Annotated in this window: 37 protein-coding genes, 1 tRNA gene and 1 pseudogene; 15 read left to right on the forward strand and 24 right to left on the reverse strand. The window is 59.3% G+C overall.

Features of this window, described 5'->3' with window-relative positions; genetic code table 11:
* Positions 1-64 precede the first annotated feature (64 nt).
* The 4 genes from A9K68_RS06470 to A9K68_RS06485 all read left to right on the forward strand — a co-directional run bounded on the left by A9K68_RS06470 (position 65) and on the right by A9K68_RS06485 (position 2,572).
* Positions 65-337, forward strand: coding sequence for a DUF4164 domain-containing protein (locus A9K68_RS06470; RefSeq protein WP_023797069.1), 273 nt, complete (start codon positions 65-67; stop codon positions 335-337).
* Positions 338-356: 19 nt separating this feature from the next.
* Positions 357-722 carry a cell division protein ZapA gene (locus A9K68_RS06475; protein ID WP_023797070.1) on the forward strand — a complete coding sequence of 122 codons (366 nt, stop codon included), beginning with the start codon at positions 357-359 and terminating at the stop codon, positions 720-722.
* Positions 723-889: 167 nt separating this feature from the next.
* Positions 890-1,549, forward strand: coding sequence for a peroxiredoxin (locus A9K68_RS06480; RefSeq protein ID WP_065007495.1), 660 nt, complete (start codon positions 890-892; stop codon positions 1,547-1,549).
* A 150-nt stretch (positions 1,550-1,699) separates the two neighbouring features.
* A complete protein-coding gene (locus A9K68_RS06485; protein ID WP_065007494.1) occupies positions 1,700-2,572 on the forward strand; it encodes an MBL fold metallo-hydrolase in 873 nt (290 codons plus the stop codon).
* A gap of 236 nt (positions 2,573-2,808) precedes the next feature.
* On the opposite strand, the gene A9K68_RS06490 is transcribed toward A9K68_RS06485, so the two are convergent.
* The gene (locus A9K68_RS06490; protein WP_246811306.1) at positions 2,809-3,216 is read right to left on the reverse strand and encodes a hypothetical protein; all 408 of its coding nucleotides are present in this window, start codon (positions 3,214-3,216) and stop codon (positions 2,809-2,811) included.
* A 34-nt stretch (positions 3,217-3,250) separates the two neighbouring features.
* Here A9K68_RS06490 and A9K68_RS32235 point away from each other — a divergent pair, with 34 nt between their 5' ends.
* Positions 3,251-3,616, forward strand: a complete 366-nt coding sequence (locus tag A9K68_RS32235; protein ID WP_281409497.1) for a DUF2274 domain-containing protein — start codon at positions 3,251-3,253, stop codon at positions 3,614-3,616.
* A 90-nt stretch (positions 3,617-3,706) separates the two neighbouring features.
* Here the strand turns inward: A9K68_RS32235 and rpoH are convergent, their stop codons facing one another.
* Entirely contained in the window at positions 3,707-4,618 is a 912-nt protein-coding gene (gene rpoH / locus A9K68_RS06500; RefSeq protein WP_029348727.1) for an RNA polymerase sigma factor RpoH, read from the reverse strand.
* A 207-nt stretch (positions 4,619-4,825) separates the two neighbouring features.
* Positions 4,826-5,926, reverse strand: coding sequence for an RluA family pseudouridine synthase (locus tag A9K68_RS06505; protein WP_082982289.1), 1,101 nt, complete (start codon positions 5,924-5,926; stop codon positions 4,826-4,828).
* 25 nt (positions 5,927-5,951) lie between these two features.
* Between A9K68_RS06505 and A9K68_RS06510 the strand changes: the two genes are divergently transcribed.
* From A9K68_RS06510 to A9K68_RS06540, 7 genes are all read left to right on the forward strand, one after another.
* Entirely contained in the window at positions 5,952-6,329 is a 378-nt protein-coding gene (locus A9K68_RS06510; RefSeq protein ID WP_065007492.1) for a fimbrial protein, read from the forward strand.
* Entirely contained in the window at positions 6,326-6,733 is a 408-nt protein-coding gene (locus A9K68_RS06515; RefSeq protein ID WP_065007491.1) for a VOC family protein, read from the forward strand. The genes A9K68_RS06510 and A9K68_RS06515 overlap by 4 nt, the downstream gene beginning before the upstream one ends.
* Before the next feature lie 90 nt (positions 6,734-6,823).
* Positions 6,824-6,898, forward strand: a tRNA-Glu gene (locus tag A9K68_RS06520).
* 268 nt (positions 6,899-7,166) lie between these two features.
* Positions 7,167-7,601, forward strand: coding sequence for a hypothetical protein (locus A9K68_RS06525; protein ID WP_065007490.1), 435 nt, complete (start codon positions 7,167-7,169; stop codon positions 7,599-7,601).
* A gap of 37 nt (positions 7,602-7,638) precedes the next feature.
* Complete coding sequence (locus A9K68_RS06530; RefSeq protein ID WP_082982282.1) at positions 7,639-8,403, forward strand: TIGR02391 family protein; 765 nt, start codon at positions 7,639-7,641, stop codon at positions 8,401-8,403.
* Between the two features lie 213 nt (positions 8,404-8,616).
* Positions 8,617-9,141, forward strand: coding sequence for a hypothetical protein (locus tag A9K68_RS06535; protein WP_065007488.1), 525 nt, complete (start codon positions 8,617-8,619; stop codon positions 9,139-9,141).
* Positions 9,142-9,193: 52 nt separating this feature from the next.
* Positions 9,194-9,367 (forward strand): hypothetical protein, encoded by a 174-nt coding sequence (locus A9K68_RS06540; protein ID WP_156768260.1) that lies wholly within the window; start codon positions 9,194-9,196, stop codon positions 9,365-9,367.
* Between the two features lie 54 nt (positions 9,368-9,421).
* Here A9K68_RS06540 and A9K68_RS06545 read toward each other — a convergent pair whose 3' ends face one another.
* The 4 genes from A9K68_RS06545 to A9K68_RS06560 form a co-directional block, all read right to left on the reverse strand.
* On the reverse strand, positions 9,422-9,742 hold the full coding sequence (locus A9K68_RS06545) for a hypothetical protein (RefSeq protein ID WP_246811307.1): 321 nt from the start codon (positions 9,740-9,742) through the stop codon (positions 9,422-9,424).
* Positions 9,743-9,819: 77 nt separating this feature from the next.
* The gene (locus tag A9K68_RS06550; protein WP_065007485.1) at positions 9,820-10,041 is read right to left on the reverse strand and encodes a DUF768 domain-containing protein; all 222 of its coding nucleotides are present in this window, start codon (positions 10,039-10,041) and stop codon (positions 9,820-9,822) included.
* Positions 10,042-10,082: 41 nt separating this feature from the next.
* Positions 10,083-10,922, reverse strand: a complete 840-nt coding sequence (locus A9K68_RS06555; RefSeq protein ID WP_065007523.1) for an ATP-dependent DNA ligase — start codon at positions 10,920-10,922, stop codon at positions 10,083-10,085.
* A 141-nt stretch (positions 10,923-11,063) separates the two neighbouring features.
* Positions 11,064-11,414 (reverse strand): response regulator, encoded by a 351-nt coding sequence (locus A9K68_RS06560; protein WP_156768259.1) that lies wholly within the window; start codon positions 11,412-11,414, stop codon positions 11,064-11,066.
* A gap of 137 nt (positions 11,415-11,551) precedes the next feature.
* Between A9K68_RS06560 and A9K68_RS06565 the strand changes: the two genes are divergently transcribed.
* Positions 11,552-11,734 (forward strand): hypothetical protein, encoded by a 183-nt coding sequence (locus A9K68_RS06565; RefSeq protein WP_065007483.1) that lies wholly within the window; start codon positions 11,552-11,554, stop codon positions 11,732-11,734.
* A 985-nt stretch (positions 11,735-12,719) separates the two neighbouring features.
* Here A9K68_RS06565 and A9K68_RS06570 read toward each other — a convergent pair.
* From A9K68_RS06570 to A9K68_RS32445, 16 genes and pseudogenes are all read right to left on the reverse strand, one after another.
* Entirely contained in the window at positions 12,720-13,229 is a 510-nt protein-coding gene (locus tag A9K68_RS06570; protein WP_065007482.1) for a DUF2243 domain-containing protein, read from the reverse strand.
* A gap of 526 nt (positions 13,230-13,755) precedes the next feature.
* Complete coding sequence (locus tag A9K68_RS06575; protein ID WP_163602990.1) at positions 13,756-14,379, reverse strand: isoprenylcysteine carboxylmethyltransferase family protein; 624 nt, start codon at positions 14,377-14,379, stop codon at positions 13,756-13,758.
* A gap of 190 nt (positions 14,380-14,569) precedes the next feature.
* A pseudogene (locus tag A9K68_RS06580) lies at positions 14,570-15,105 on the reverse strand (IS630 family transposase); the annotation flags it as partial.
* A gap of 361 nt (positions 15,106-15,466) precedes the next feature.
* Positions 15,467-16,141 carry a hypothetical protein gene (locus tag A9K68_RS06585; RefSeq protein ID WP_065007478.1) on the reverse strand — a complete coding sequence of 225 codons (675 nt, stop codon included), beginning with the start codon at positions 16,139-16,141 and terminating at the stop codon, positions 15,467-15,469.
* A gap of 11 nt (positions 16,142-16,152) precedes the next feature.
* On the reverse strand, positions 16,153-16,314 hold the full coding sequence (locus tag A9K68_RS06590; protein WP_156768258.1) for a hypothetical protein: 162 nt from the start codon (positions 16,312-16,314) through the stop codon (positions 16,153-16,155).
* The gene (locus A9K68_RS06595) at positions 16,311-16,556 is read right to left on the reverse strand and encodes a hypothetical protein (RefSeq protein WP_065007477.1); all 246 of its coding nucleotides are present in this window, start codon (positions 16,554-16,556) and stop codon (positions 16,311-16,313) included. The genes A9K68_RS06590 and A9K68_RS06595 overlap by 4 nt, the downstream gene beginning before the upstream one ends.
* Complete coding sequence (locus A9K68_RS06600) at positions 16,553-16,936, reverse strand: hypothetical protein (RefSeq protein ID WP_065007476.1); 384 nt, start codon at positions 16,934-16,936, stop codon at positions 16,553-16,555. The genes A9K68_RS06595 and A9K68_RS06600 overlap by 4 nt, the downstream gene beginning before the upstream one ends.
* A complete protein-coding gene (locus tag A9K68_RS06605) occupies positions 16,920-17,327 on the reverse strand; it encodes a hypothetical protein (RefSeq protein WP_065007475.1) in 408 nt (135 codons plus the stop codon). Before A9K68_RS06605 ends, A9K68_RS06600 begins: the two co-directional genes overlap by 17 nt.
* A gap of 168 nt (positions 17,328-17,495) precedes the next feature.
* A complete protein-coding gene (locus A9K68_RS06610; RefSeq protein ID WP_065007474.1) occupies positions 17,496-17,777 on the reverse strand; it encodes a hypothetical protein in 282 nt (93 codons plus the stop codon).
* On the reverse strand, positions 17,774-18,526 hold the full coding sequence (locus A9K68_RS06615) for a helix-turn-helix domain-containing protein (RefSeq protein WP_065007473.1): 753 nt from the start codon (positions 18,524-18,526) through the stop codon (positions 17,774-17,776). The genes A9K68_RS06610 and A9K68_RS06615 overlap by 4 nt, the downstream gene beginning before the upstream one ends.
* Positions 18,527-18,954: 428 nt before the next feature.
* Positions 18,955-19,146 (reverse strand): hypothetical protein, encoded by a 192-nt coding sequence (locus A9K68_RS06620; protein ID WP_065007470.1) that lies wholly within the window; start codon positions 19,144-19,146, stop codon positions 18,955-18,957.
* On the reverse strand, positions 19,143-19,334 hold the full coding sequence (locus A9K68_RS06625) for a hypothetical protein (protein WP_065007469.1): 192 nt from the start codon (positions 19,332-19,334) through the stop codon (positions 19,143-19,145). Before A9K68_RS06625 ends, A9K68_RS06620 begins: the two co-directional genes overlap by 4 nt.
* Positions 19,335-19,414: 80 nt before the next feature.
* Positions 19,415-20,068 carry a hypothetical protein gene (locus A9K68_RS06630; RefSeq protein ID WP_065007468.1) on the reverse strand — a complete coding sequence of 218 codons (654 nt, stop codon included), beginning with the start codon at positions 20,066-20,068 and terminating at the stop codon, positions 19,415-19,417.
* Positions 20,068-20,289 carry a hypothetical protein gene (locus A9K68_RS32435; RefSeq protein WP_348640705.1) on the reverse strand — a complete coding sequence of 74 codons (222 nt, stop codon included), beginning with the start codon at positions 20,287-20,289 and terminating at the stop codon, positions 20,068-20,070. Before A9K68_RS32435 ends, A9K68_RS06630 begins: the two co-directional genes overlap by 1 nt.
* 120 nt (positions 20,290-20,409) lie before the next feature.
* Positions 20,410-20,946, reverse strand: coding sequence for a hypothetical protein (locus tag A9K68_RS32440; RefSeq protein ID WP_348640706.1), 537 nt, complete (start codon positions 20,944-20,946; stop codon positions 20,410-20,412).
* Positions 20,930-21,547 (reverse strand): hypothetical protein, encoded by a 618-nt coding sequence (locus tag A9K68_RS32445; protein WP_348640707.1) that lies wholly within the window; start codon positions 21,545-21,547, stop codon positions 20,930-20,932. The genes A9K68_RS32440 and A9K68_RS32445 overlap by 17 nt, the downstream gene beginning before the upstream one ends.
* Before the next feature lie 278 nt (positions 21,548-21,825).
* On the opposite strand from A9K68_RS32445, the gene A9K68_RS06640 reads away from it, so the two are divergent.
* Together A9K68_RS06640 and A9K68_RS06645 are read left to right on the forward strand one after the other, a co-directional pair.
* The gene (locus A9K68_RS06640; RefSeq protein ID WP_029348723.1) at positions 21,826-22,407 is read left to right on the forward strand and encodes a VOC family protein; all 582 of its coding nucleotides are present in this window, start codon (positions 21,826-21,828) and stop codon (positions 22,405-22,407) included.
* Positions 22,408-22,433: 26 nt separating this feature from the next.
* Positions 22,434-23,321 (forward strand): glutathione S-transferase family protein, encoded by an 888-nt coding sequence (locus tag A9K68_RS06645; protein WP_065007467.1) that lies wholly within the window; start codon positions 22,434-22,436, stop codon positions 23,319-23,321.
* Between the two features lie 149 nt (positions 23,322-23,470).
* Here the strand turns inward: A9K68_RS06645 and A9K68_RS06650 are convergent, their stop codons facing one another.
* Positions 23,471-24,355 (reverse strand): hypothetical protein, encoded by an 885-nt coding sequence (locus tag A9K68_RS06650; RefSeq protein WP_065007466.1) that lies wholly within the window; start codon positions 24,353-24,355, stop codon positions 23,471-23,473.
* Positions 24,356-24,698 lie beyond the last annotated feature (343 nt).

Here is a 24,698-nt window from a genome sequence, read left to right on the forward strand (position 1 = left end):
TTTCAGACATAACGCGTTCTGAACGTGGATGATTCGGTGATGGGCAGGGCGCAGGACGAAAGCCATGACCGGGGAAACGACACTCAAAGAAGTCATCGCGAGGCTGGGTAAGGCCATCGAGGGGCTGGAAAATGCCGTCGCGGCCAAGCTCGAGCACGAGCGTGACTATACGGAAGCCGAGGCGGAGGTGCAGCGCATGAACGCCGATCGCTCGCGGCTGGCGCAGGAACTCGACAATTCCGAAGCGCGCGCCGAACGGCTGGAAGACGCCAACAAGGAAGTGTCGCGTCGGCTGGTGACCGCCATGGAAACCATCCGCGCCGTGTTGGACAGATAGGGACTGGACAGGTAGGCCAATGGCACAAGTCACGGTTTCCATCGACGGCAAGCAGTATCGCATGGCTTGCGACGAGGGCCAGGAAGAACATCTGATCGACCTTGCCGAGCGCTTCGACCGCTATGTCTCGCATCTGAAAGACTCATTCGGCGAGATCGGCGACCAGCGGCTGACCGTGATGGCCGGCATCATGGTCATGGACGAGCTTTCGGAACTGCAAAAACGCGTCAAGGGCATGGAAAGCGAAGTGCTGACGCTGCGCAAGACGCGTGACGACGCGCTGACCAAGGCCGACAAGAACGATTCGGTGCTGACCCAAGCGCTTGGCGCGCTCGCCCAGCGCATGGAAGATCTGGCGACGACGCTGGCGGTGAACAAGGCCTGAGCCAGCACAGCGAAAATTCCTGCTGCATTTGCCGAGAAGCAATGAAAATTTTTCGCCGCCGGCCTCGATGCCGGTGCAACAGGCGTTTGAAGGACGACGCGGGAGTGGTAGAAAGGCAAAAGCAACGCCGGTCAATGCCGGCTGCAATCACAGGGTAGGGACACGTCATGAGCCTTCGTATCAACGATATCGCGCCGGATTTCACGGCCGAAACCACGCAAGGGACGATCAACTTCCACGAATGGATCGGTGACGGCTGGGCGGTGCTTTTCAGCCATCCGAAGAATTTCACTCCGGTCTGCACGACCGAGCTCGGCACGATGGCGGGCCTGGAAGGCGAGTTCAAGAAGCGCGACGTCAAAATCATCGGCATTTCCGTCGATCCGGTCGAAAGCCATGGCAAATGGCAGGATGATATCAAGAAGGCGACCGGCCAATCGGTGAACTACCCGCTGATCGGCGACAAGGACCTCAAGGTCGCCAAGCTTTACGAGATGCTGCCGGCCGGTGCCGGCGAAACCTCGGAAGGGCGCACGCCCGCCGACAACGCGACGGTGCGTTCGGTCTACGTCATCGGCCCCGACAAGAAGATCAAGCTGGTTCTCACGTATCCGATGACGACCGGCCGCAACTTCGATGAGATCCTGCGTGCGATCGATTCCATGCAACTGACTGCCAAGCACCAGGTGGCGACGCCGGCGAACTGGAAGCAGGGCGAGGACGTCATCATCACCGCCGCCGTTTCCAATGAGGACGCGATCAAGCGTTTCGGCGCCTACGAGACGATCCTGCCGTATCTCCGGAAGACCAAGCAGCCCTCAGCCTGAACGGCTAGGACGGCACGGAAGGATTTTCGGCCTTTTTGCCTCGGCCAAGCATGCGGTGCTTGACGGGGTGGCGCTGGCGAACGACCATGCTCTTCTTTTACCCCGGTAGGGAAAACCATTCCTGCCGGGTGGGCGTTGAGGGAGCCGAGATTGGACGCGACATCGGCCAAGCTGCAGGTGGCAGGCTTTTACGACAAGCCGAGCGGGTCCATCCAGTATGTCGTCGCCGACCCACAGACGCGACGATGCGCAATCATCGATCCCGTTCTTGATTTCGATGAGAAATCCGGCGCCACGGCGACGAAGAATGCCGACGCGATGCTTGAGTTCGTTAGAGATCAACGGCTGGTCGTCGAATGGATTCTCGACACGCATCCCCACGCCGACCATTTCTCGGCGGCGCACTATCTCAACGAGAAGACAGGAGCGCCTACGGCGATCGGCGACAAGATTATCGACGTCCAGAAATTGTGGAAAGCGATCTACAACTGGCCGGATTTTCCTGCCGACGGATCGCAGTGGAACAGGCTGTTTGCCGACGGCGAGACCTTTTCGGTCGGCGGCATTCCGGCAAAGGTACTTTTTTCGCCGGGCCACACACTGGCCTCGATTACCTATGTGATCGGCGACGCCGCTTTCATCCATGATACGCTGTTCATGCCGGACAGCGGCACGGCAAGAGCGGATTTTCCCGGCGGCAGTGCCGCGCGACTCTGGCGCTCGATCCAGGATATCCTCGCGCTACCGGACGAGACACGTCTGTTCGTCGGTCATGACTACCAGGCGGAGGGGCGCGAACCCTTGTGGGAGAGCACTGTTGCGGAACAGAAATCCAAGAACACCCATGTTGCCGCCTGCAGGACAGAGGCCGATTTCGTGGCGTTGCGCGAGGCACGCGACAGGACGCTGCCGATGCCGAGGCTGATCCTGCACGCGCTGCAGGTCAACATGAATGGCGGGCGCTTGCCGGAACCGGAATCCAACGGCCGCCGGTATTTGAAATTTCCGCTCGATTGCTTGTGATGAGATGGGTCGCTGGCACTACAACTCTATTTTAAATTCGGCCCCGCCCTCATCGCCCTGCCGGGCACTTCTCCCCGTATACGGGGAGAAGGAGGCTTTCGCTGACGATTTCGCCAATTTTCGACGTTACAAAAAGAGTGCCGGCGGTGCGATCTGCCTCTTCTCCTCGTCGCTATACGGGGAGAAAGTGTCGGCAGCCGGAGGAGGAGCGGGCGCAGACGCCAGCTACTCTAGCTTCAGGGTTTTGTTCGGCGGGCTAAATGTTCATACGTGATTTGCCAAGGATCGCTCTCGAAAGATCTTTCCTCGCCGATCCAATGGAAGCTGTTGGCAGTGATCTCAGTGAAACGCCATCGAGTTTTCAGACCGCGCGAGTCATTGCCGAGCTGGACAATGTCCTTTCCCTCGGCCCGCCCGATCTGGCGTGAGTGATCTCGGTTGAGCGGGTCGTTCCATACGATGTGCCATCCCTCGATCCCAGGATCGAAGATGCGCAAAGTCGTCCCATACATCGTGGACGGCGCAGGGCGCTTGGGCCTGATCCAAACGTCCTGAATCGCGCGGCCTTCGAGCACCCAGCCAAAATGGCATTCTCCATTGTATTTCTGGATTGTGCCGTCGTGGAGGTAGTGGACCGAGTCCATTTCCCAGCTTCCAATTAGCCATCCATACAGGTCCATGTCTTTCGCTCGGTCGGCTGGGGGACCTTCAGATCCGAGGGCGGTGAGAAACGGAGAAGTCGTCATTGTCATACTGCCTTTGGTTTCCAATAGGCGAGCTCAACTGCCCAGCGCAGCCCGGCGGCCCATTGTCGTGCCGGCCTGCCGCAAGCGCCGCCTTTTGGAATTTCGCGACGGAAGCCCGTGTCGGCGCCGGAACATTGCCGCCACAATTTGTAGCGTTGCGGTTTCCAGGTCTTGGGGAAAATTGCTATATTGCCGCTATGAGCCGGCCAGGCTGATCGCACCGATGATTGAGCGGTTTATCGCGACGGATCGTGCGTCCGCGCAGGTGAGGCGGAACCGGCAACCCCAGCTAGAATGACACCAAGGGACAATCTCCCGGCAGTCGGAGGACCCCATAAAAAAGGCGGCGCCAGTTACCTGACGCCGCCGTTATTTTTCCGTCGGAGCGTTACGCCGCCGGCTGCGCCTCGATGGTGCGCAGCGCCTGCATCTGGCGCTTGGCCGCGGCCTTGACTGCGTCCTGCACCTTCTCGAAGGCGCGCACCTCGATCTGGCGCACGCGCTCGCGGCTGATGTCGAATTCGGCTGACAGTTCTTCCAGCGTCAGCGGCTCCTCGGCCAGGCGGCGCGCCTCGAAGATGCGCCGCTCGCGCTCGTTGAGCACGGCAAGAGCGCCCGACAGCATGCCGCGCCGGTTTTCCAGCTCGTCCTGCTCGATTAGCGCCTCTTCCTGGCTTTCGTGGTCGTCGACCAGCCAGTCCTGCCACTCACCGGACTCGCCTTCGCTCGCCCGGATCGGTGCGTTGAGCGAGGCATCGCCCGACAGGCGGCGGTTCATCGACACCACCTCGGCCTCGGACACGTTGAGGCGGGTGGCGATCTCGGTGATCTGGTCGGGCTTCAAATCGCCGTCGTCGAGCGCCTGGATCTTGCCCTTCACCTTGCGCAGGTTGAAGAATAGGCGCTTCTGGTTGGCGGTCGTGCCCATCTTGACCAGGCTCCACGAGCGCAGGATGTATTCCTGGATCGAGGCCTTGATCCACCACATGGCATAGGTGGCAAGCCGGAAGCCGCGCTCCGGTTCGAATTTCTTGACGGCCTGCATCAGGCCGACATTGCCTTCCGAGATCACCTCGCCGATCGGCAGGCCGTAGCCGCGATAGCCCATGGCGATCTTGGCGACGAGCCTAAGATGACTGGTGACGAGCTTGTGTGCAGCCGTGGTGTCCTCATGCTCGGCGTAACGCTTGGCGAGCATGTACTCTTCCTGCGGCTGAAGCATCGGAAAGCGACGGATTTCTTCCAGGTAGCGGCTGAGGCCGCCTTCGCCGGAAACGATACTGGGTAATGACTGGGCCATGATAGCGCCCCTCTCTCTTGGAGTGGTGCCCCCGAAACGCGGCGGGCATATATCGCGAACACCAAAGGCTCGTTCGCGACAACCGGTGTATATAGGAACAAAACCAGAAAGGACAGCATTGGTTCAACACGAAACAGTGTGTCACGCCAAAGTGAACAACGCCGGTCAGGTTTTTGCCGATCAGGTTTTGAATGGATGGAAGGCGGTTCAGAGTTTGCGAAAGCCGTCGACGAGTTCCTCCATATCCCTCGGTACAGGTGCCTCGAACCTCATCGTTAAATGGGTCGTCGGATGCCGAAATTCAAGGAGGCGGGCATGCAACGCCTGTCGCGGAAATGCCTTCACCCGGCCCTTCAGCGGCTCGGGCAGCCGGTTCGCCTTGGTGCGAAAGGCCTGGCCGTAATCGGGGTCGCCGACGACCGGATGGCCGATATGGGCCATATGGACACGGATCTGATGGGTGCGGCCGGTCTCGAGCCGGCATTCGACCAGACTTGCCGTGGCACATTGCTTTTGCTGCTCGCCAAAGCGCTCGATCACGGTGAAGTGGGTGACGGCGTGGCGGGCATCGTCGCGGCCCTCCGGCACCACGGCGCGGCGCACGCGGTCGACGGCGCGGCCGAGCGGCTCGTCGACGGTGCCTGTCGGTCTCATCGGTATGCCCCAGACCAGCGCCAGGTAGGCCCGTTTGAGATCGCCGGTCAGGCCATGATCGGCAAAGGCCTCCGACAATGACTTATGGGCGCGATCGGTCTTGGCGACGACCATGACGCCACTGGTCTCCTTGTCCAGGCGATGGACGATGCCCGGCCGCCGCACACCGCCGATGCCGGAAAGACTGTCGCCGCAATGGTGGATCAGCGCGTTGACCAGCGTGCCGGTCCAGTTGCCGGCGCCGGGATGGACGACAAGCCCAGGCGGCTTGTTGATGACGATCAATTCATTGTCTTCATAGAGGACGTCGAGCGCGATGTTCTCGCCTTGCGGCTCCGCCGGCTCCGGCTCCGGCATATCGACCGATACGCGGTCACCGGCCGCCATCTTGCGTTTGGTCTCGTTGACCGGCTGGCCGCCGACCTTGACGGCGCCCTGTCTGATCAGCAGCTGCACCCGGCTGCGCGACATGTCCGGGCCGAGCTTGCCCGCCAGCCACTGGTCGAGGCGCTGGCCGGCCGCATCGGGACCCGCTTCCAGCACGATCGATCCCCCGTTTGGCGATCTACCGTCTGGTGATCCGCCCTCCATCAATCCATTCCCTATCAATCCATCCTCTATCAATATGGGGGCCTCTTCGTTATGAGCGCTCATCGAAATCGCTCCGGAATGTTTTGCCATGGCTGCTGCCGACGAAGACGAGGAAAAGCCGCTCGACCCCGAGGTTGAAAAGGTGCGCAAGAAGCTCGTCCGCTTCGTCGCCATCAATCTCGGCCTGCTGTTTCTCGCCCTTATGGTGGTGATCACGGCCCTTGTCTACAAAACGCGCACCGCGCCACCTACAGCCCCATCACTTGCCGGCGACATCCAGGTGCCGGCCGGCGAGCCGCTAACCGGCGACGTCGTGCTGCCGGTCGGCGCCAAGGTCATCAGCCAGTCGCTCTCCGGCAACCGCGTCTCGATTGATGCGGAACTTGCCGACGGCAGCCGCGCCATCTTTGTCTACGACATCACTGAGCGCCGAATTGTCGGTCGCTTTTCGATCCGTAACAAATGACTGGATTCGCCGAACATCGCCGTGTGGCCACCGTCGCGCTTGTCGTCGCAAATTACGACGAGGCGATCTCCTGGTACGTCGGCAAGCTGGGCTTTTTGCTCATCGAAGACGTCGATCTTGGCGGCGGCAAGCGCTGGGTCACGGTGGCGCCGGCCAACGGACAAGGCGCGCGGCTGCTGCTGGCCGAAGCGGCCGATGATGCGCAAACAAGCCGCATCGGCAACCAGGCCGGCGGCCGCGTCTTTTTGTTTCTCGAAACCGACGATTTTGTCCGCGACCACACGGCAATGCTCGAAAAGGGCGTCGAATTCCGTGAGGCACCTCGCCACGAGGCCTACGGCACGGTGGCGGTTTTCGCCGATCTCCATGGAAATCTCTGGGACCTGATCGAGCCAAAACGATAGGATTGCAACGGATATTTTTCCAGCATCATCGACTGTCCGAAGGCCAGTTGCTTTTTCCCAGCCGTCGGCCTATATCGCCGGTTCTTGAACGCGCCCATCGTCTAGCGGTCAGGACACCGCCCTCTCACGGCGGGAACAGGGGTTCGATTCCCCTTGGGCGTACCAATCAAATCAACGGCTTAGCCGAGTCTTAGGTCGATGCGACGAATATGCATCGAATATACGTCCGTGAACTATTGCGAACCTTGCGCAGTTGATTCCGTCCCGGTTCCTGACATTATCGGCAGGTCCACGCGACATGAACGCGACATGGGGAGGCACCAATTGGCTGACGACAAGTCAAAGCGCGGAAAGCAGGACCGGGCAAGGGTAGCGGGGAATGAACCCTATGAGGTGAACTAATGCCGCAGCCGAGAAGCTGAAGTAGAGAGACTTGAGAGAGCGGCGACCGTTCTATCGCGTTTATACCGTCACCAAGCAGGAGGCGGCGGCTCAACAGATTGAAGCTGCCATCCTAGCTTTCCACGCTGGCTATTTTGCGGTGACGATCACTTTGGCCGGGGCGGCTGAAGACATGGCATCTGGTAAACCGAATGGCCTTTGGGAAAGCATCCGGGACAACCCGAATCGCCGGTTTGAAGACAGAACAAAATGGATCGATCGCCTCAATGAAACTCGCAATTGGCTGAAACATGAAAAGCCCAATCTCGAGCAGTCGAGAAATTTGGTCGCATTTGAGGCTGGCCTCTTCATCCTTCGCGCGATGGACAAATGGGAGCCCTGGACGCCTCCCATGATCGCGTTCAAGGATCTTTGGTTCTCCTCTGACAAGCTTCTTCGACCAGACGATTATTTGCCTGAGACATGATGCCCGGCCACTCTCGCTGCCGCCAAACGGCGTTATAATGAAGTTGTCGGAGATCATCCCTGACGCCGAAGCCCTCATTGCCTTTGAGGCTGAAGAGCTGGGACTGCGGCTCCTCCCGTATTTAGCGCATTGTTCAAGGCGCGAGCCAATACAGCTCAGCACACTTTTGATTTTCGTGAATGGTTATCCGCAAGCCCCCGCGCAAAGTGCGGTTGGCGCGCCCACCTATCCTAGAGAGTTCAACGCTAGGATCGAAGTGGCGCTTCGTGAGGCATGGGCGTGGCTGGTAGGGGCCGCTCTCTTAGTCCCCCACCCGAATTATGCACATTCGATGATGGCGCTAAGTCGACGCGCGAAGAAACTGGCTGCGGAACCGGCCAATCGGAGCGGCAACAGTGCACATCGCGTTTCTAAAGATTCATTGCACGCGAACATCAGGGAGGATGTTTGGTCTCTCTATCATCGCGGAAAATATGACACTGCCGTATTCGAGGCCATGAAGGCCGTAGAGGTCGCCGTGCGGACCGCGGCGGCAATGCCAGAAAGCCTCCTCGGGGTGAAACTTATGCGAGCTGCATTCGCTCCAGAGAACGGGCCTCTTTCTGACATGGCGGTAGATCCGGGTGAGCGCGTCGCCAGAATGGAGTTATTCGCTGGTGCGATCGGCTCATACAAGAACCCCCAATCTCACCGAAAGGTGTCGCTGAATGACGCCGACGAAGCGGCCGAGATTATAATGCTGGCCAATCACTTGCTTCGAATCGTTGACGCCGCCAAGCTGATGAAACATTTGCTTTCCTGATCGCGGCCTGTTGATAGCCCGGCCACCGAAGCAGCCGGCATCGTTTCGCTTGCGGAATGATCAGTTCGTCTGCGAATGGGTTTCCCCGGTCATCCGGCGCGCCTCTTGCCGGCCGAATGTCTCCGTTGCCATCGCCTCGGCTGATGCCTTGAAGTCAAAAGGGCTTGCCTTGCACACTTCCTCGCGCAATGTTCCGCCAACGCGGAGGAGCGAATGGTTAAGGCACTTAAGGAAGACGATGGGCTAAAATCTGCTTTCGAGAACCATCCCGATATTCTTGAGCAGATGGGTCGAGCGATAGCTGTATGGGGCGCCATAAGTCATTTGCTGCGCGAGCTGACGACTCGTATTCTTAATTGCAGCCCTGAAAATGCAGATTCCTTACTCAGCGGCTTGCCGGGCGAGGACAAGCGCCTCCGCTTGCTTATCGACCTCCTGGATGGTGACGATGATGCCGAGACCGAAAAGCTCAGACGCGTTCTAAAGCATCTGAAGACGTTGACCGAAGAACGAAACCTTGTAGTACATGGCGCGCCGGTCCACGGAGGAAAGGTCGGTGTAAGACCGCGAAGCCACTACTTCGTAAATTTTAGAAAACGGGATGATGCAAATCGCTATGTAGATGCACGCGTCCTTTTAAAGAAGCATCTTGAAAAACTGCGACGCCGTGGGGGGGAGCTATTCGACATACTTTATCCCGATGATGAATTCGCGTTCCTAGCGGGACACACTGGATGAATTGCTTCATTTCCGCGCCCGAGATGGGTTCGCCAAGGGGGAGGAGAAAGTAATGGCCGCCTCGAAAGACGACTGGAAAGCTTATCGAGCAGAACTCACTGAGCAGCTCGACCTGGAGCGTAGTTTCATTGCCGACGCCGAAGCGGGCCGAACTGGTATGTGGCATATTGAACCTGGCAAAGGCCGGGTCGATACGACCGCAGCTCACGTAGCACTATCGAAGTGAGCTGTAGCCGTGTTGATATCGATGGCTGAGGATAGCGCAGCGGTTGGGCTGGATTTAGCGCCAGTCCGCCTTGACGATCCGGCGAGTATAGGCGCGCTCGACCTCAGCTACTGCCTGCTCTTTGGTTGGGACCGTCCCGCGCGCGCCGCCATCATGGCATGTCCAGAACCAAGTGCCTGATTCCGAACCGTGCAGCCTTTTCATGATGCGGCCGACGCTGTCCTGCTGGAACTGTGCGGCAAAGTCATACGGCGCTGCGTGCCCGCCAATTACCGTCCTGCCCCATTGCAGCCAGACGCGGGCACCACGGTCGAGAACGGACTGGAAGGCATTTTCCTTCTTGTCGAACGTGCTCAGGATTGCGCTGTCGTCCACGACTTGCCAGCCGCGTTGATAGGCAAAACGGATTGTGAGGCGATCGGCTGGCATCGGCCCGATATAGGCAGCGCCGATCAGTGCGCCAAGCCGGCGTCATAATGGACGATTGCGTCGAAGATCACCTCGTAGACACTGCCGACGTCTTCCTCGATCTCGGAGCTGCCGATACCGGCCGCCTTTGCATCGGTAAATAGCATCTGGGTCAGTTCAGAAACCGAAATGACATCAGTCCCAACCGTCTCGGGAACTTTGCTTCGGATCCATTGGTCCAGGAAATTGACGCCGCGTGTGCTCATCTCGCCATAAGACGGGACGACGCGTTAGGTTCCTGCGGGCTTCAACTTTCCTCGTCGCCGAAACCCAACAGTGACGCATAGCGTATGTGGCTGTGTTCGCCACGCAGATGCTTGACGCGCAGCTTCAGCCCCGGCTGCACCCATTGCGTGGCCGGTCGCTTCATGCCCTTTGGTGGTGGCCCGGCATGTTCCTGGACGCGCTTCCAGAGCCGTTCCCGCATTTCCCGGTTCAAGGTGATGAATGCGCTGCCAACATAGCGGCCTGTGCCTCGCTCGGCCATCAGAGCAAATGCTGGCTTGCCGGCTTCGCGCTCGACTCCCAGCAGCTCGAACTCGCCGATTGCGTAGCATTTCGCCTTCAGCCAATTGGTGGTCGGGCCGCTGCGATATTTGCTGTCTCGACGCTTCGATACCATCCCTTCCAGGCCGGCCGCGTCGATCAGATGATAGATCGCATTAGCCTCGCCTGGCATTGTCTCACTGAACTGGATGCGGCTGTCAGACCAAATAAGGCCGGCCAGGATTTCCCGCCTGTCCTCCAGCACCATGTCGCGCAAGTCGTGATCGTTGAGATGCAGCAGATCGAACGCGACGAAATAGAGGTCGTGCTGGCGTCTGGTGATTGCCTTGCGCAGCGCGGCAAAATCCGAAAGGCCAGCCTCATTCACGACGACGACTTCGCCATCGATGATGGCACTCTCGACGCCCAGCGTTCGGGCCGACGCAGCTAGGTCGCGGTATTTGGAGGTCCAGTCGAGTCCGCGGCGGGTGAGAATCCGCGCACCGCCGGCATCGATGATGATCTGGGAGCGGTATCCGTCGAATTTGGCTTCGTGGGACCACGCGTCGCCCTGGGGCGGCTTGGCGACCAAGGTAGGCATCATCGGCGGAATGAAGTCGAGCCGGCCGACGCCGGTACTTACAATTTTACGCACCGGTTCGATTCTAGGCGGCCGGCTTATATTAGCCAGAGTGAACGAAACGTGATTCCGAAAGGCTGGACAAAGTTGCCGCCCAGCAGGTCAGCCGGCAACCATCGACTTAATGAGATCGACGATCTCTTGCGGGTCGCCAGGCTTGGCTATGAACTTTCCATAGGCGAATGCCACGTCGCAGTCTGCCGGTAGAACGCCTGAGTGAACCACGAAGGGCACGCCCAGCAGGACCAGCCGTTCAGCTAGTGAGACGCACTCTCGGTCTTTCAATCGCACCTCGAGAACCGCCATATCCGGACGTTCATCTGACAACCACGCTTGGGCTTCTTCACAGGAGGCCGCCAGAACGACAGTAAATCCTGCTTCGCAAAGGACCACTTCAAGATTGATCGTGATTAGGGGCTCATCGTCGGCAACAAGGACCACTGGTTTTTTCATGGTCTCCAACAATGCATGTCCTGTGAGCAAGTGCGAGTTGGGTCGAGCCGCAAGATTTCGGTCGAGCGGTTCGCCGTTCCAGGAACAAGTCACCCTCTCGATGGTTGGTACTATACTACCGTCGGAAAGGAACACAAATGGGAGATGACCAGCCCAGCCGCGAGCGACTGAAGGAGGCTCAGGCGAAGGTCCTCGCGGAAGAGACCGGCATAACGGAGGCGCAGGCAAGCGATCTCATTGAAATGATTGGGACCGATCGCGCGTCATTGCTGCGCGAGGCGCGGATATTGAAGAAACGCCAGACGCCGCCAAAGTCATGACTGCGAGAAAGCCCGCACCCTCCGGGAGAGGACGCGGGCGGATCGGAGGACACCGATCGCAGCATTGGTCTCGTACCAATGCTGCCGATGTCTAACCCGCGGGCCCAAGGTTGCGTTCCATGAGAATCCGCGGGGTGCAGGTGCCTACTAGAGCGTAAACTCATAAATCGAGCGGCAGCTTCCGAGCCTTTGCGGAAACTGGGGTGGAGCAGGAGAGCGAACTCACATCTCCAAAAGGGAAAACGCTCCCATTAATACCATAGCCGCTGCCGCAGCAAACCAATAAGACGGTTGGAATATCCTGCGGTCTGCTCTCCCTACAAACTCTCTTACGAGCATAACGGATCCGACCAAGCATAATATAACTGCCGCAACGGCCGACAGAATAAACAGATACATACCGGTCTCCAACCAAGGTCAGTACCCAAGTACATGTATCATCTGTCTGTCGATGGTTCCAGTCGTGGTCCACTGATCCAATGGCGATGTCGGCTTTCCACCCCTCCGACCATTCCGAGTTTATGAGTCTATGACCTAGGCCTTCTTGTCCTTTCGGTTCCGCTTAGTCGCTACCAATGCAGCAGGATGAGGGGTTTCAGCCATAAGTCGTTGCTCTCGTAGCCGAGCCGTCTTTGCATCTCGTTCTACGCGCTCAATTTCTGTTAATGTCCTCGCAGCATCCGACGTGCGCTCCTGTCTGGCGTGTTTTTCTTTATGGGTGAGGCCCTGCTTTTCCCGCATTGTTGATCCAATCTGACGGCATGGTGCAGTGTTGCCGCACCGAACGATTGTCGCCAGATCGGGTTCCACCCGGACAGCAAAAAAGCCCGCCGCACCTTTTTTACGGGCTCTACTCCGGACAATTTATAGCGGGGGCCGCCCAGTTCTTCCTCCGCGCGAGGCCCGGACTGAAGAAGAGCCAGAAGCCGCAAGGAAAGTCGTGGCCACCGGAGCACTGTTGAGCAAAGCGGGCGCCCGTTGTCCGTTAAGTTCGGCGAACTTCGTCAAAACGGTCCTGTTTGGAATTTCGATAGAGCACAAAGCCGCCGGCCAGCATTACCGCGCCCCAAACTAGGAAGGCGATGTCCCAAAAGATCCATAGATCGCGCGGAGCGGTCTCATTTACGTGATGCAGTCCCAAGATCTGATGATTAACAACTCCTTCGATCAAATTGAAGAGACCGAATCCGATCAAGATCGTCGCGAAAAGCAGATTGGCCGACCACCAAAAGTGAGGCTTTCTTGCTGTATTCCACAGAACGACCAAGCCAAGCACAGTTAAGATATAAGTGGCGGCATGGAAGAATCCGTCCAACATCGTGTTCAGCTTCAGATTTTCAACAGAGTTGGGCGGATAGCCCGCGCTTGTGATCATGTGGTGCCATTGCAGAATTTGGTGGAGCACGATCCCGTCGAAAAAGCCGCCTAGGCCTAACCCTAGAAGGATACCGGCCGAAGCAGGAAATTTACGCTCTTTTCGGGGACTGGTGGTCATTGGTGAGGCTCCGTGCCGTCGTCAAGCTAGACTGTCTGTTCCTAACGCGCGCCACAACGAGGTACCCATTAGTAGGCGCTACACGGTACCGGAAGTGATTGCGGATGTGGTCATTGAAATTGCGGCCCTGGCAAAGGCCGCTTTGAACGCGGCGAAGGTTTCCGGCGGCACGCAGTCAACGATCTAGGTGACGACGTGTTCCAGGTCCTTCACGCTTCATGCGAAGGCATAGCCGCGGGCTTGGCAACCGCCGACGAGCCTATCAGGCAAAACAACAGCGCCAACACTAGTGGATCGAATCTAACGCTTGGTACCCGGGCACGACCGTCCTTCCGGTTCGTGGAAGGGCACCGCGGCCTTGCCCATTTGCAGACGTTCCGAAGGTCGCAGGAGGGTGGAAGGCGGACATTGGACGCGGGTTTTCAGACCTAAAGCGCGCCACTTTCGGATACGACTGGCTTGCCTCTCTCAGAGACGGTAACGGCCGTTTGGTGAGGAGCATGCCTTCCCAAGCGAGGTGTGGCCCTCACCAAATGCCCGGGACGAGCCGCCATCGGACCCGCGCGGCGTAATCCGAATAGCCTGCAAGCTCTCGCTGGAGAATTCGATCCTCCGTGATTGTCCGATAGAGCAGAAACGGCAGGCTGAAAATCACAATGAGCGCAGCCGCGAGCCACGATCCAAGTGCAGGTCCGCTCGCCACGATAATCAAAATCCCGGCAATGTATCCTGGATGGCGGACGAGGGCGTAGGGTCCCGTGGTGACGACGTCGTGACCACGGTCGGTTTGGATGCGAATAACCGAGGAGAAAAACCGGTTTACGCGCATAGCCCAGAGCGTCAGGCCGTAGCCGGCCCCGACCGTGAACAGGCAAATGCCTTGCAGCCAGCCGGGCACGTCGTCGCTCCAATGGAACCGACCACGGTCGAGCCCGGCAACGATCCAATGCAGGAGCAGAACGAGCGAGAAAAGTCTCAACGCGAGCGGCGGCTTGTTGCCACCTGGCCGCATCCGCTCGCGCAAGAGGTCCGGGTCGAGCGCGGCGAACGAAATGATCATGACCACGGCTAGGATTGCCAGATACGTCCAAAAGCCTGGGATGGCGACTGTACCGGCTGCTGCGAACAGCGCGATGGCCGCAGCGATCACGAACAAGACTGCCTGGAGGTAAGCGGAGATTGGCATTCGCTACTATACCATATTAGAGGAGGCAAAGCCCCTAGATGCGCCGCTGCACGCTTATCGTTTAGCGTCTGCAACGGGTCGATTTTGCCCCGTCGATCTCGGTCCGGAAGCTGACGTAGATGAGGCGGCAGCACACGATAGCCCGTACCAAGCGGACTAAGTCCAGGGCTTGGTGCCCGCGCCGGACGGCGGCGATGATCTTGTCCGGATCGGCGGTCCAGGTGAAGGGTCTGGGCGCATCGTTGGTCTCGGCCAGGAAGCGGTTGATGGCGGCCTGCAGGTCGACGATGGAGCGGAAAACGCCCCGCTTCAGCCGTCGTCGGGTGAGCTTGGCGAAGAAACCCTCGACCGCATTGAGCCAGGAGCATGAGGGCGGCGTGAAGTGGAAGACGAACCTTTCGTGCCGGTTGAGCCATGCGCGGACTTCGGGTGCTTATGGGCCGCGTAGTTGTCGAGGATCACGTGGACGACCTTGCCGGCCGGCACCTCGGCGTCGATGGTGTTGAGGAAGCGGATGAACTCCTGATGCCGATGGCGCTGCATGTTGCGGCCGATTACGGTGCCGTCGAGGACGTTCAACGCGGCGAACAGGGTCGTGGTGCCGTGCAGCTTGTAGTCGTGGGTCATCGTGCCGAGCCGCCCCTTCTTCAGAGGCAGGCCCGGCTGCGTGCGGTCGAGCGCCTGGATCTGCAGAAAGTGCTCGCAACGCTGCTAAAACAGAAAATGTCCTAGGCTGCCCGCTATTTATCAGAATTGGGTTGTAGGCGGGCTCTAGTACCTCGTTCGAAGGATGCTATTCCATTACCCTCCCGCGCAGGTCTGCTTCTTGGAGAGGCGGCTACTTGCTACCTTATTACAAGAAGGGCCGGTGTTCGTAGCGCCGGCCTTTTCCCCTATACGAATGATACAGCAAACAGAGCCTCAAAGCCGGCGGATGACATTTCCAGCGGCCGGATCTCCAGTGTGGGATCGACTTCCACCTCGCTGCCGTTCGGAATGACGGCTCCCAGGCAGTTGCCGCAAAAAATTGGAATTCGTAGGCCTGCATCGATCAGTCTCCCGCTTGTTGATGCCGGAAATCGGCGTTTGACTGGACACCCTTGGTTTGCGCCCGAATGCCAGCTCGGTTGTCGAGCGGTCCGCCAAGGCTGAGAAATGACAACAGCAGCGTGTCGGCCTGGATTGCCGGACGGCTCAATCGTGCCGGGATAGGGGCCCGTGGCCCTTCCATCGCTTCACGGCGAAGGGTCGTCAGGTTGACGCGCAGATCGGGACGCTTGGCCTTTTCGAATTCGCCATCGGTCGCGATCAGGGAACGCCTGAGCGCATCGCATTCGAACAGTTCGGCGCGCGCCTGCTCAATGAGGCCATAGACCTTTTTCCAGCGCTTCGAGAGGTCGGCGGCCTTGGCTATCGCATCCTTGCCCAGCGCCTCGATATCGATTGCGGCCTCATCTTGTGCAGCCTTCGCACGCCGGGCTTCAGCGCCATCAATCGCCTTTTCGATGAGCTCAATCTCGGAATTGCAGTCCGCGATCAACGCGCGAACCTCGGCCAGGTCGCCATCGCCGAAAATCGCCTTGTCCTCGGCTTTGGCGAGATCGGCTTTCCGGATCATTGCTGCGTTGAGGGCATTATCCAACGAGGCGATAACCGCAGCGAAATCGCCGGAGGTGCGGGCAGCGTGGAGTGCCTCAGAGTGCACTGACAGAAGCAGCGTCGTCATGGGTCTTTTCCTCACCTCGGGTTCGCCGGAAACCAGGCATCCAAGCTTTCGCCGGCCGCCTTGCACATCTCGATCGCACGGCGCGGGTCAGCCCGGATCAGATTGCTGATCGCCGTGATGCTCTTGATCTTGCCCTGCTCGTCGCGCTTGAACGGGTTTTCGTCTGTGGTCATCGCCACGACCCAAGGGGGTCGTAGGGTTTCGGCCGAGGTGGCAGCGGCCGCCAGTCGATGAGGCGGGCATCGCGAACCTCTCTACGGGGAGCCGCTGGGGCCTTTGCGCTCTGGACCAGAGCGAGCATCGGTTCGGGCTTCGGTTCGGGCGCAGACTGGCTTTCAACCAGCATCTGCAACCGTGCGCGCTGCTCAGGCGAAAGCTGTGCAAGAACCCGTTTGATCGCGGCGAGCGTGGTCATGGCGACCTCTCAAGCAGGGCCAGAATTCGGGTCGCCAACTCCGTATCTTCGGGGCTGTTGCGCTCGTAACTTGTTGCGCTTCCTACACTCCCGTCACCTTCCGGGCCGTCTAGGAGGTACCCGCCTCCATTGGCGCGAAGGTCCGCGGTCAACTGCCTGATCCTGATCTCAAGCGCGGCGTCGTCCATGCCTGCGAAGGGGTTGGCGTTTGCCTTGGTTGTCTCTTCCTTCACTGAAAGCAGGTCGGCGATCGCCTTGCTGGCGGTGACAGCAGCGCCGACATTCTCGGCCTTCACAGCCAGGTCATGGTCGCGCTGGAGCTGAGCGATAAGGCTGACGAGCAAGTCCTTCCTGGTGGGCGCTTTAGCCGGCTGAGCCATCAGAGCCTCCGAGCAGTCCCACCCAGTCGATGGACGGCGATGCGGTCTTGGCTTCGGATGCCAGCGACTCTCTCAGGCCGAGCAAGAGCCGTTCGCGGTTCAGGAGGTTGCAGACCCTCACAAGCTCGTCGCCGCTATCCTCGCCGCGCGCCTGGCTCGCTACCAGCAACTCCTGCCGAACCATGAGTCCGGCCATGACGTGCACGCGGTGCTTCTGCAGGCTCGTCGCGTTGCCGCCCAGATCGGCCAGCAAGTCAGCCTCAAGCTCCTTCTGCCGGCGCCCCTCGACGCTGCGGGCATCAACACGGCCAAGAAAGAGCGACGACCCGTTGGCCTTGCGGCTACGTACCTTTGACGGTGGCGTAATGATGGTATCACTAACTGCCAACATTTTTCGCTCTCTCAAGGCTAGATATTCGACGCTTATTCGATCATAGCACAGGAATGTAGGTTAAGTCATTGTATTGGCTCAGTTCACCTGCGTGCACAGGCGTACTATTTCCGCCTTTGTACGGCGGCAAGCGGCTTGTGTGGCAGATCGAGCGCCGCCGGGTTTGCGCTAATGGCCTTCTTTTTTTGAGGCTTGTGAGAGCGGCAGAAAAAGTCGTGTCCCGAGCGCGTGCATAGGCGGTGGGGAACAATCCGGTCCGCCATGAGTTAGTGGATCATGATGGACGCTACGGAACTCCACGGACGCGCGATGGCCGATGCCAGAGAGCGCATCAATCAGACCCAGTTCGCGCTTGAACGCACAGAAGAAATGATCGCCGAGAATATCGCGCTGTGCAGAAGGATACGGCGTGTGGTCGAGGCTGCGGACCGCTTGGCAGCCGGCGGTCATGATGCGCCACCGACATCGAGAACACTGCCAATCTCTTCGAACAGCCTCTGAGCCCTTCCATAATTGGAGTCGTTGTTGTCCAGCGTGGCTGTGTCGCCTACCAGCCCGTCCAGCCATTTATGCCATTTTCGAAGATTGGTGATCTGTGCGCCGGCTTTGAACGAGCGCTCGACAATTGCCAGAAGAGCGCCGACGCTTGTCGAGTTCACCCGCTCATTGCCCCTTTTCCAGGGATGTTGCTTCGATGACGCCGTCTCAACGGGATGTATTAAAACCGTTTCACGGGATGTATTATAGGTTTCACCTAATATATTTACACCAGTATCCTCTTGATAATTAACAGCTTTCTCAAAATCCTTGTTACCTATCGGGCCATTTTCGGCAACAGGGTTGCTACCTATTGATGCTGCATTGGTAACGGGGTTGCTACCTATTCCAGCCTTGAGATAAAGGCCGTCGAACTCGGAATAGATCACCCGATAGACCCTGAGCCTGCCATTGAGTGGGTGCGGGCCGGCGGTGATGTACTGCTTGCCGGCGAGCGTGCTGAGAGATCGCGACAGGCTCTTGATGTGGCAACCGACGAGAGCGGCAAGACGGGGATGGCTGGCGTAACAACCTATCCCGTTCGCCCCGAGCCGGTCGTGGGCTGCGAGCGCCATAAGCACCCGCAAATCCTCGCCGGTCAGCGTCTTGTCACCCATCGCCCTGGCAGGGATCGGCGCATAGATAGGCTTGGGCTCGGCCATCAGCCGGCCTCGCACTTAAAGACCGCTAGCCTTTTGTGTTCCCGCCGATGATGCAGCCGGCAAAGCCAGTCGACTGCAAGCGGCTTATCGTAATCGGGATGATGAGCCTCGGCATCGAGGGACCCGCATTCCTTGCAGGGTTCCTGGATGATCAGGCCGCGTTTGAGAGCCGACCTGAGCGCTTGCTGGGCCCAGATCGCTTTCGGGTTCGCCAACTTCCATTTTGTCGCCGGTGAGGTCATGGCCGGCCTCCAAGGCCGGCAAGCTCCACGACGACGCGGGCTGTCTGCGCCGGCAAATGCCAGCGGCGCGCAACAGTCGCGATCGCGAAATCCGTTGCCGAGAAACTGAAGGTGGGGTAGAAAGCGATTGCTGCTACTTTGGAATTCCCGCCGTTCCCGATGCCACTCGGGGCGGCGGATTCCGTTTCAGGGTTTCGCATCGGCCGCCTCCCTTGCCTTGGAGGCGACGCGGCAGGCTTCCACCGCCTCGGTCACTGAAAGGCCAAACCGTTCGCGCAACAACGGGATAACGGGCTGAGTGAGCCAATCGCGTGGGTTTTGGGCTAGCCAGTTGCCGGCGAGGTTGATGGCTTCGGAATGCGAGTGGTCGAGGGTCATGCCGCCACCCCGCGAACAGGTAGGTTGTCTAGAAAGGTCTTTAGGTCGTCGGCCGTGATGACGGTGCGGCGTCCGAGCTTGCGCGCCTTCAACTTGCCGTCGCGCATCGCGAGAAAGATCAGTGTCCGGCCAAGGCCCGCAGCCGCGGCTGCCTCCTCGGGGCTGTAGCCAACTTTTTCGATGTTCATCTTAGGCTCCGTGTGAATGTGTTGACGTTCCACGGAGGGCAATATGGCGGGCGTGATGGGTCCGCGAATACGACAGAACCCTAGCAGGAACCGAGGGGGGTTTTGTTCACCTTTTGTTTCAGCTTGGCAGCAGCGCGTCTCACCTGAAGATCGATCTGCGGCTCGTCTTTGTCGGGGTCTCGGCCTTGGGCAATGGAGTAAAAGGCTTTCGCAAACGGGAAGAATTTTCCCGTCGGCGACCCACTGATCTGCCCAGGCAAAAACATTTGGAAAAACCGGGCCGCTATATCTATGGTCCGCTGTTTTCGGTGTTCCGGGGGACGCCCATTTTCAACAGTTTGAGCGTCGCGGGCAGCTTGAGCGATCGTCTGCACCGCTGCCAAGACGAGGGGCCGTTCGAACTGAGCAATCGTCTGTTCGAGCCGGTCGTTGTAAACAGGCCCAAATACGTCTGAGAGCCAAAAGTCTGCGTGAGAATGCGGATGGACACGGAGGGCGGTGATCCGCTCCATCAATGCTTCAGCTAGTTCTTCAACCTCTTTAATTGGGACATTTCGATCCGAAGATGACGGCCTCGCTTGTGCTCGCGGATGAGGCGTCGCCAGCAAGCATCCATTAAGTACCTGCCGAGCCGAGTGATTCCAAAGGTCAATCCTTGCGACGCCAAGAAGGCGGTCAAGCTGCTTGTCGGTGAACTCGCGCCTGTAGGGATCTACGATCTGTTGCTGGCCCATCACAGCGCCCCCCGCATCGAAACCACGTTGCTTTCGACGGTGGGCACTAGCGGCACCACTGCCGCCGCCGCGAGATCCTCAAGGCCGTCGACAATCCATCGGCCATAGTGCCTTTCGATCATCTGGACGGACGTGTCGTGCAGCGCTGCGACAAGCCTGATTGGAAGGTTCGCCCGAATGCCGCGCACGATCGAACTATGCCGCAGGCCGTAGGGGATCACCGCCGGCATTCCTGCCCGATGACGGACATCGTTCCAAGGCCGCTGCAATTCGCTTGGCGATTGCCAAGGGGCGCGGCCGGCGCGTTCCCATCCAATCGATCCGGCAACTTGTTTGCTACGCTAACGCTCCAGAAGGATTTCATTGTTGCCCCGCCCCGCTGTGGCCGGCAGCAGCGCGTCCAGCGTATCCTTGCCGACTGGATAGGCTACACTGGCAATCTTGCCTCCCTTGCCCTTCCGCGAGCTCGGGATCATCAACCGACCTTGGGCCCGCTGCACGTCGCCGACCTTCATCCGGGCGACCTGCGAAAACCGCGCGCCGGTCGCCGCCAGCACCACCACGAAACGAAACAGGTCACCATCCCATTCTTGCTCGGCGTCGATCTCACGGGCGGCGCTGATCACCGTCCCCACTTGAGCGATGGTCAAAATCTGGTTGTCTCGGGCAAGCGGCACGGCGTCGTCGCTGTCCTGGTTCTCAGCCTTGAGGCCATGTTTGATGATGGCTGGCAATGTCGGGTCCAGTTTCTCGCGATGGGCGGCATAAGCCCCGTTGAGCGCAGCTTTGAGATCGTTGATCAGTCGTTGCTCGGTCGAGGCTTTCAGTTCTTCGGGCAGGCCCTTCCGCCACGTCAGAAGGTCACTTTCCTTCAACATGTGCAAGATCACCGACGCCAGTGGCGCGGCGGGCCTCCTGCTTGCCGCGCTTGTCCTGCCCGAGCACATACCGGCGCAATCGCTGCCCCGCGTCTGAGCGCACCGCACGGCCCTTTCTGCGGCTGTCTCGCGCATCGCGCTCGGCAATGTAGGTTTCGACGGCGCCCCGAACGGTTAGAGCCGGCCCGGCGGCGGCTGCCTTTGCCTCCTGACGGGCCTGTGCGACGATCTGTCGAGCAAGGGTCTCTGCCTGGGGAAAGGTCAGCAGGCCATCTGTCGACTTGTCGTTGACGTCGTTCGCGGGACCTACAGACGATTGCAGGTAATTCGCGCCTTCGCCCCAATTGCGCCAGCGGGCAAACCAGACACCGCCGCGCTTGCCCTTCCGATACCAGACAGCCGCATCGGCATCGAGGCGCCGGGGATATTCACCAGCCGCCAGTTTCGAGCGCGCGCTTGCCGTCGTGATCGGAGCTTCCTTGAGGGTCTTGGCCATCGTGTTTCCGCCGTGTTGTTTTGATAACACGTCGAATATACGTCCTTGTTCAGCGGTGAACGTAAGAGTACGAACCCCTTGCCATAAAAGGACTTGAGCGCACATGCCTGAACGCCAAGGCCTTGAAGAGTCAGCCCTCTCACGGCGGGAACAGGGGTTCGATTCCCCTTGGGCGTACCAAGGATCTCAAAACGTTTGCGTACCTGGCATCGCCGTCGGTCACGGCCGGCAGTCACCGCTTCTGGCGCGGCCCCCTCAATTGAATTAGCATCGCGTCATGTAAATAGGGGCAAAGGTGCAGAACGCCGCCGGAGATGAATTTGTCGCGCAACGAATAGATCGAAGCTCGTCGGGAAGAGAAGAGCGCAGGGAGAGAGGGCCAAATGCAGAAATTGCAGTCGCAGGGCGTCCATCACATCACGCTGGTCGGCGCCGGGCGTCAGACCTCCATCGACTTCTGGGAAGGCGTGCTTGGCATGCCTTTCATCTTCGAGCAGCCCAATCTCGACAAGGCCAGCGAAAGCCACCTCTATTTCGATCCGGGTGACGGCCGGCTGATCACTATCTTTACCGATGAGAGCCGCACGCCGGTGAAGCGGCGCACGCCGACCGATACGGGCTGCGTCCATCACATCGCGTTTGCAGTGTCGCGCGTCACTTTCCTGCAGGCGGTTGCCCGGCTCGACGAGCGCGCCATCAAGCACAGCGGCGTCAAGGATCGCGGTTTTATGGACTCGATCTATTTCGAGGACCCGCTCGGCCTGCTGATCGAACTCGCCTCCTACCGTTTCGAGCCGCCGGCGGGCTTCACCCATGCCGACGTGCTGATGCAGGCGCATAAGCTTCGCGTCGCGCGCGGCGACTACGCAATCGCCGAAGTGCATCTCGCCGACGCGATCCAGGCGCTTGTCGAGCGCTCCCGCGCGACCTTGTCGGAGGACCGCGCGCCGAAAAATCCATACTGACGACAGCAACCCGAGGGAGGACCATAATGGCAAAGACGACAACGAAGAGTGCGAAGAAGCCGGCTGTCAAGGCCGCCACAAAGCCAGCTGCCAAGGCGACAAAGCCTGCGGCCAAGGCGCCGAAAGCTTCCGCCGGGTCGGCAACGAAAGCCGCCGCAAAACCTGCAGGCAAGGCATCCGCGAAGCCCGCGGCCAAGGCCAAAGCGAAATCAGCGAAAAAAGCCGGGCTGACGCTCAGCATGCTGAAGCCGAGCGTCAACAATATGAGCGTTCGGGTGTTTGCGCGCGCGGCCGGGCTCGACCATTCCGAGACCGACGTATGGGGCCACACACGCTCGCCTGAGTACATGGCGCGAAACCCGGCGCATCTGACGCCGATGATCGAGGACAAGGGCTTGCCGAGAGGCGTCCTGTGGGAAAGCTGCGCCATCATGCAGTATCTCGCCAACAAGCATGGGCTGGAGAAATTATATCCCAAGGCGCCGGCCAAGCGGGCAATGATCGACAGCGCCATGTTCTACCTGATCGGCACGCTCTACCCCTATGTGGCGCGCGCCACCTATCCTGCGCTGAACTTCCCACAATATGCCGGCGAGGTCGGCCACAGCGACGCTCATCCCGACAAGAAGTCGGAAGCCCAGAAGGCCGCTATAGCCGCGATAGCCGAGCCGCTGGAGGTCTTTCACAGCTTCTTCAGGAACGGCAAGCCGTTCATCGGCGGCAAGAATCCGTCGATCGCCGACATTCGCCTGGCCGCGACGCTCGAATTCCTGGCCGTCATCGACTATACGCTGCCGCAATGGGCGAAGGAGTACATGGCGGCGATCGAGAAGAAGCTCGGCAAAGCCTATGCCGAGCCGGCCGCCGACGTGCGCGGCTATATCGCCTATGTGAAGTCGCAGGCCGAGGCGTGAGGCGTCTTGGCTGACTGCGTTGAGCGCATCGAGCTTGCCCCTCAGGCGACAGGGCTGCAGTCATAGGCCGAGACACCGCCCGGCCGCCGGATAGATAGGCCAGAGGCATCGGCATTGCTGCAAATCGGGGGCGGCGTTGCGCTTGGCGTTCACGGACCGAACATCACAAGCTCGGTGAACGTCAGATCTCCGAGCGAGGGTGGTCTGGGACCCTTGAAGTACTTCAGCCCCCTGTTGGGGCGGTACCACCCGAACAGACCTGCAATCGGCTCCTTGGCGTCGACGACGCACAGCAGGAAGCCGCTTCGCAAGAGAAAGCGTCCCACAGCACCGGCGCACCGGCTCAAATCCGCGAGGGAGCGGCAATAGATGACCTGATAGGATGGGATAAGACCGCGCAATATCCGGCGCGGCATTAGTATGAAAGGAAACGCTGCTCCGTCGCAGATGCAAATCAATGACAGGCAGCCCAGCGCGGCGTGTTCCGAGAGTATGTATCTCTCACTGTCCGGCAGCATCGCCATTTCGGAAAGATCGGGACGAGCTTCAAGCACGCGACATGACCGCTGCGCCGAACTAAAAGCCGGCAAGAAGGCAAATTGTCCGGTGGAGAAGGGGCGAAAGCCGAGCGCCCAGTTGGCTTTTAACGTTGCGGGCGCCGGCGAAATATTCGTGTAGGTCACGTCCCTGCGCTTGAGAAGCGTCGTAACCAATTTGGCGCCATAGGGACGGAATTCCGCGTCGACGGACCAGCTTGAAAGGTTACAGCGGACTTCGTCGCCTTCCTGCCCCGGATAAAGGGTATACAGGGTCAGCACAACGCCGACGATCCGATCAGCCTTCTCCAAAGCCAGGCCGTATTGTGGGAAGTCGGCGACGGCAGGCCGTTGCGACAAACGTGTCAGCGCCTGAATCCAGTAACTCCGGTCACGCTCCGGAAAGCCCCGGCACAGGCAGTCGACCACTCCTTCCCAATCAGCTTGGCGAATTGGTCGACAGAGAACGTCGGGAGGGAGGGCGCCAAGTACGGCCATAAATTGACTTCCAGAATACGATAGTTACTTAGGCATGCTTCACACGCTAACACATTGGTTCACAACGATTAATAATATGTGCCGCATTTAAAGACGACTTTCCGCACTCATCACGAAAACGCAGATCAGATTGACCATGACGCGTCGATGAGCAGCTTCCGTCGGTTAAGGATTCGTTAACCAAATCCCTATCTACTGATCGGCAATTCACCTCCAACTCGCGACCACGGATGTACTGGCGCAGTCGAGGTGGAAGGAAAGGTCGGCTATGTGCCGGCCTTTTTGTTTCAACGGCTATTGTCCCCGGGAAACTGCGGCCTGACTTGTCGTCGGGTGTCAAGCC

The organism is Mesorhizobium sp. AA22 (assembly GCF_001672375.2).
GTDB classification, from domain to species: Bacteria; Pseudomonadota; Alphaproteobacteria; order Rhizobiales; family Rhizobiaceae; genus Mesorhizobium; species Mesorhizobium wenxiniae.

Bases quoted from the DNA above. Each gene is read 5' to 3' on its own strand.
- A9K68_RS06470 (WP_023797069.1), top strand. From the start codon at position 65: ATGACCGGGGAAACGACACTCAAAGAAGTCATCGCGAGGCTGGGTAAG.
- A9K68_RS06475 (WP_023797070.1), top strand. From the start codon at position 357: ATGGCACAAGTCACGGTTTCCATCGACGGCAAGCAGTATCGCATGGCT.
- A9K68_RS06480 (WP_065007495.1), top strand. From the start codon at position 890: ATGAGCCTTCGTATCAACGATATCGCGCCGGATTTCACGGCCGAAACC.
- A9K68_RS06490 (WP_246811306.1), bottom strand. From the start codon at position 3,216: ATGGACTCGGTCCACTACCTCCACGACGGCACAATCCAGAAATACAAT.
- A9K68_RS32235 (WP_281409497.1), top strand. From the start codon at position 3,251: ATGTCTTTCGCTCGGTCGGCTGGGGGACCTTCAGATCCGAGGGCGGTG.
- rpoH (WP_029348727.1), bottom strand. From the start codon at position 4,618: ATGGCCCAGTCATTACCCAGTATCGTTTCCGGCGAAGGCGGCCTCAGC.
- A9K68_RS06505 (WP_082982289.1), bottom strand. From the start codon at position 5,926: ATGAGCGCTCATAACGAAGAGGCCCCCATATTGATAGAGGATGGATTG.
- A9K68_RS06510 (WP_065007492.1), top strand. From the start codon at position 5,952: ATGGCTGCTGCCGACGAAGACGAGGAAAAGCCGCTCGACCCCGAGGTT.
- A9K68_RS06515 (WP_065007491.1), top strand. From the start codon at position 6,326: ATGACTGGATTCGCCGAACATCGCCGTGTGGCCACCGTCGCGCTTGTC.
- A9K68_RS06530 (WP_082982282.1), top strand. From the start codon at position 7,639: ATGAAGTTGTCGGAGATCATCCCTGACGCCGAAGCCCTCATTGCCTTT.
- A9K68_RS06535 (WP_065007488.1), top strand. From the start codon at position 8,617: ATGGTTAAGGCACTTAAGGAAGACGATGGGCTAAAATCTGCTTTCGAG.
- A9K68_RS06540 (WP_156768260.1), top strand. From the start codon at position 9,194: ATGGCCGCCTCGAAAGACGACTGGAAAGCTTATCGAGCAGAACTCACT.
- A9K68_RS06550 (WP_065007485.1), bottom strand. From the start codon at position 10,041: ATGAGCACACGCGGCGTCAATTTCCTGGACCAATGGATCCGAAGCAAA.
- A9K68_RS06555 (WP_065007523.1), bottom strand. From the start codon at position 10,922: ATGCCTACCTTGGTCGCCAAGCCGCCCCAGGGCGACGCGTGGTCCCAC.
- A9K68_RS06560 (WP_156768259.1), bottom strand. From the start codon at position 11,414: ATGAAAAAACCAGTGGTCCTTGTTGCCGACGATGAGCCCCTAATCACG.
- A9K68_RS06565 (WP_065007483.1), top strand. From the start codon at position 11,552: ATGGGAGATGACCAGCCCAGCCGCGAGCGACTGAAGGAGGCTCAGGCG.
- A9K68_RS06570 (WP_065007482.1), bottom strand. From the start codon at position 13,229: ATGACCACCAGTCCCCGAAAAGAGCGTAAATTTCCTGCTTCGGCCGGT.
- A9K68_RS06585 (WP_065007478.1), bottom strand. From the start codon at position 16,141: ATGACGACGCTGCTTCTGTCAGTGCACTCTGAGGCACTCCACGCTGCC.
- A9K68_RS06590 (WP_156768258.1), bottom strand. From the start codon at position 16,314: ATGACCACAGACGAAAACCCGTTCAAGCGCGACGAGCAGGGCAAGATC.
- A9K68_RS06595 (WP_065007477.1), bottom strand. From the start codon at position 16,556: ATGACCACGCTCGCCGCGATCAAACGGGTTCTTGCACAGCTTTCGCCT.
- A9K68_RS06600 (WP_065007476.1), bottom strand. From the start codon at position 16,936: ATGGCTCAGCCGGCTAAAGCGCCCACCAGGAAGGACTTGCTCGTCAGC.
- A9K68_RS06605 (WP_065007475.1), bottom strand. From the start codon at position 17,327: ATGTTGGCAGTTAGTGATACCATCATTACGCCACCGTCAAAGGTACGT.
- A9K68_RS06610 (WP_065007474.1), bottom strand. From the start codon at position 17,777: ATGACCGCCGGCTGCCAAGCGGTCCGCAGCCTCGACCACACGCCGTAT.
- A9K68_RS06615 (WP_065007473.1), bottom strand. From the start codon at position 18,526: ATGGCCGAGCCCAAGCCTATCTATGCGCCGATCCCTGCCAGGGCGATG.
- A9K68_RS06620 (WP_065007470.1), bottom strand. From the start codon at position 19,146: ATGACCCTCGACCACTCGCATTCCGAAGCCATCAACCTCGCCGGCAAC.
- A9K68_RS06625 (WP_065007469.1), bottom strand. From the start codon at position 19,334: ATGAACATCGAAAAAGTTGGCTACAGCCCCGAGGAGGCAGCCGCGGCT.
- A9K68_RS06630 (WP_065007468.1), bottom strand. From the start codon at position 20,068: ATGGGCCAGCAACAGATCGTAGATCCCTACAGGCGCGAGTTCACCGAC.
- A9K68_RS32440 (WP_348640706.1), bottom strand. From the start codon at position 20,946: ATGTTGAAGGAAAGTGACCTTCTGACGTGGCGGAAGGGCCTGCCCGAA.
- A9K68_RS32445 (WP_348640707.1), bottom strand. From the start codon at position 21,547: ATGTGCGCTCAAGTCCTTTTATGGCAAGGGGTTCGTACTCTTACGTTC.
- A9K68_RS06640 (WP_029348723.1), top strand. From the start codon at position 21,826: ATGCAGAAATTGCAGTCGCAGGGCGTCCATCACATCACGCTGGTCGGC.
- A9K68_RS06645 (WP_065007467.1), top strand. From the start codon at position 22,434: ATGGCAAAGACGACAACGAAGAGTGCGAAGAAGCCGGCTGTCAAGGCC.
- A9K68_RS06650 (WP_065007466.1), bottom strand. From the start codon at position 24,355: ATGGCCGTACTTGGCGCCCTCCCTCCCGACGTTCTCTGTCGACCAATT.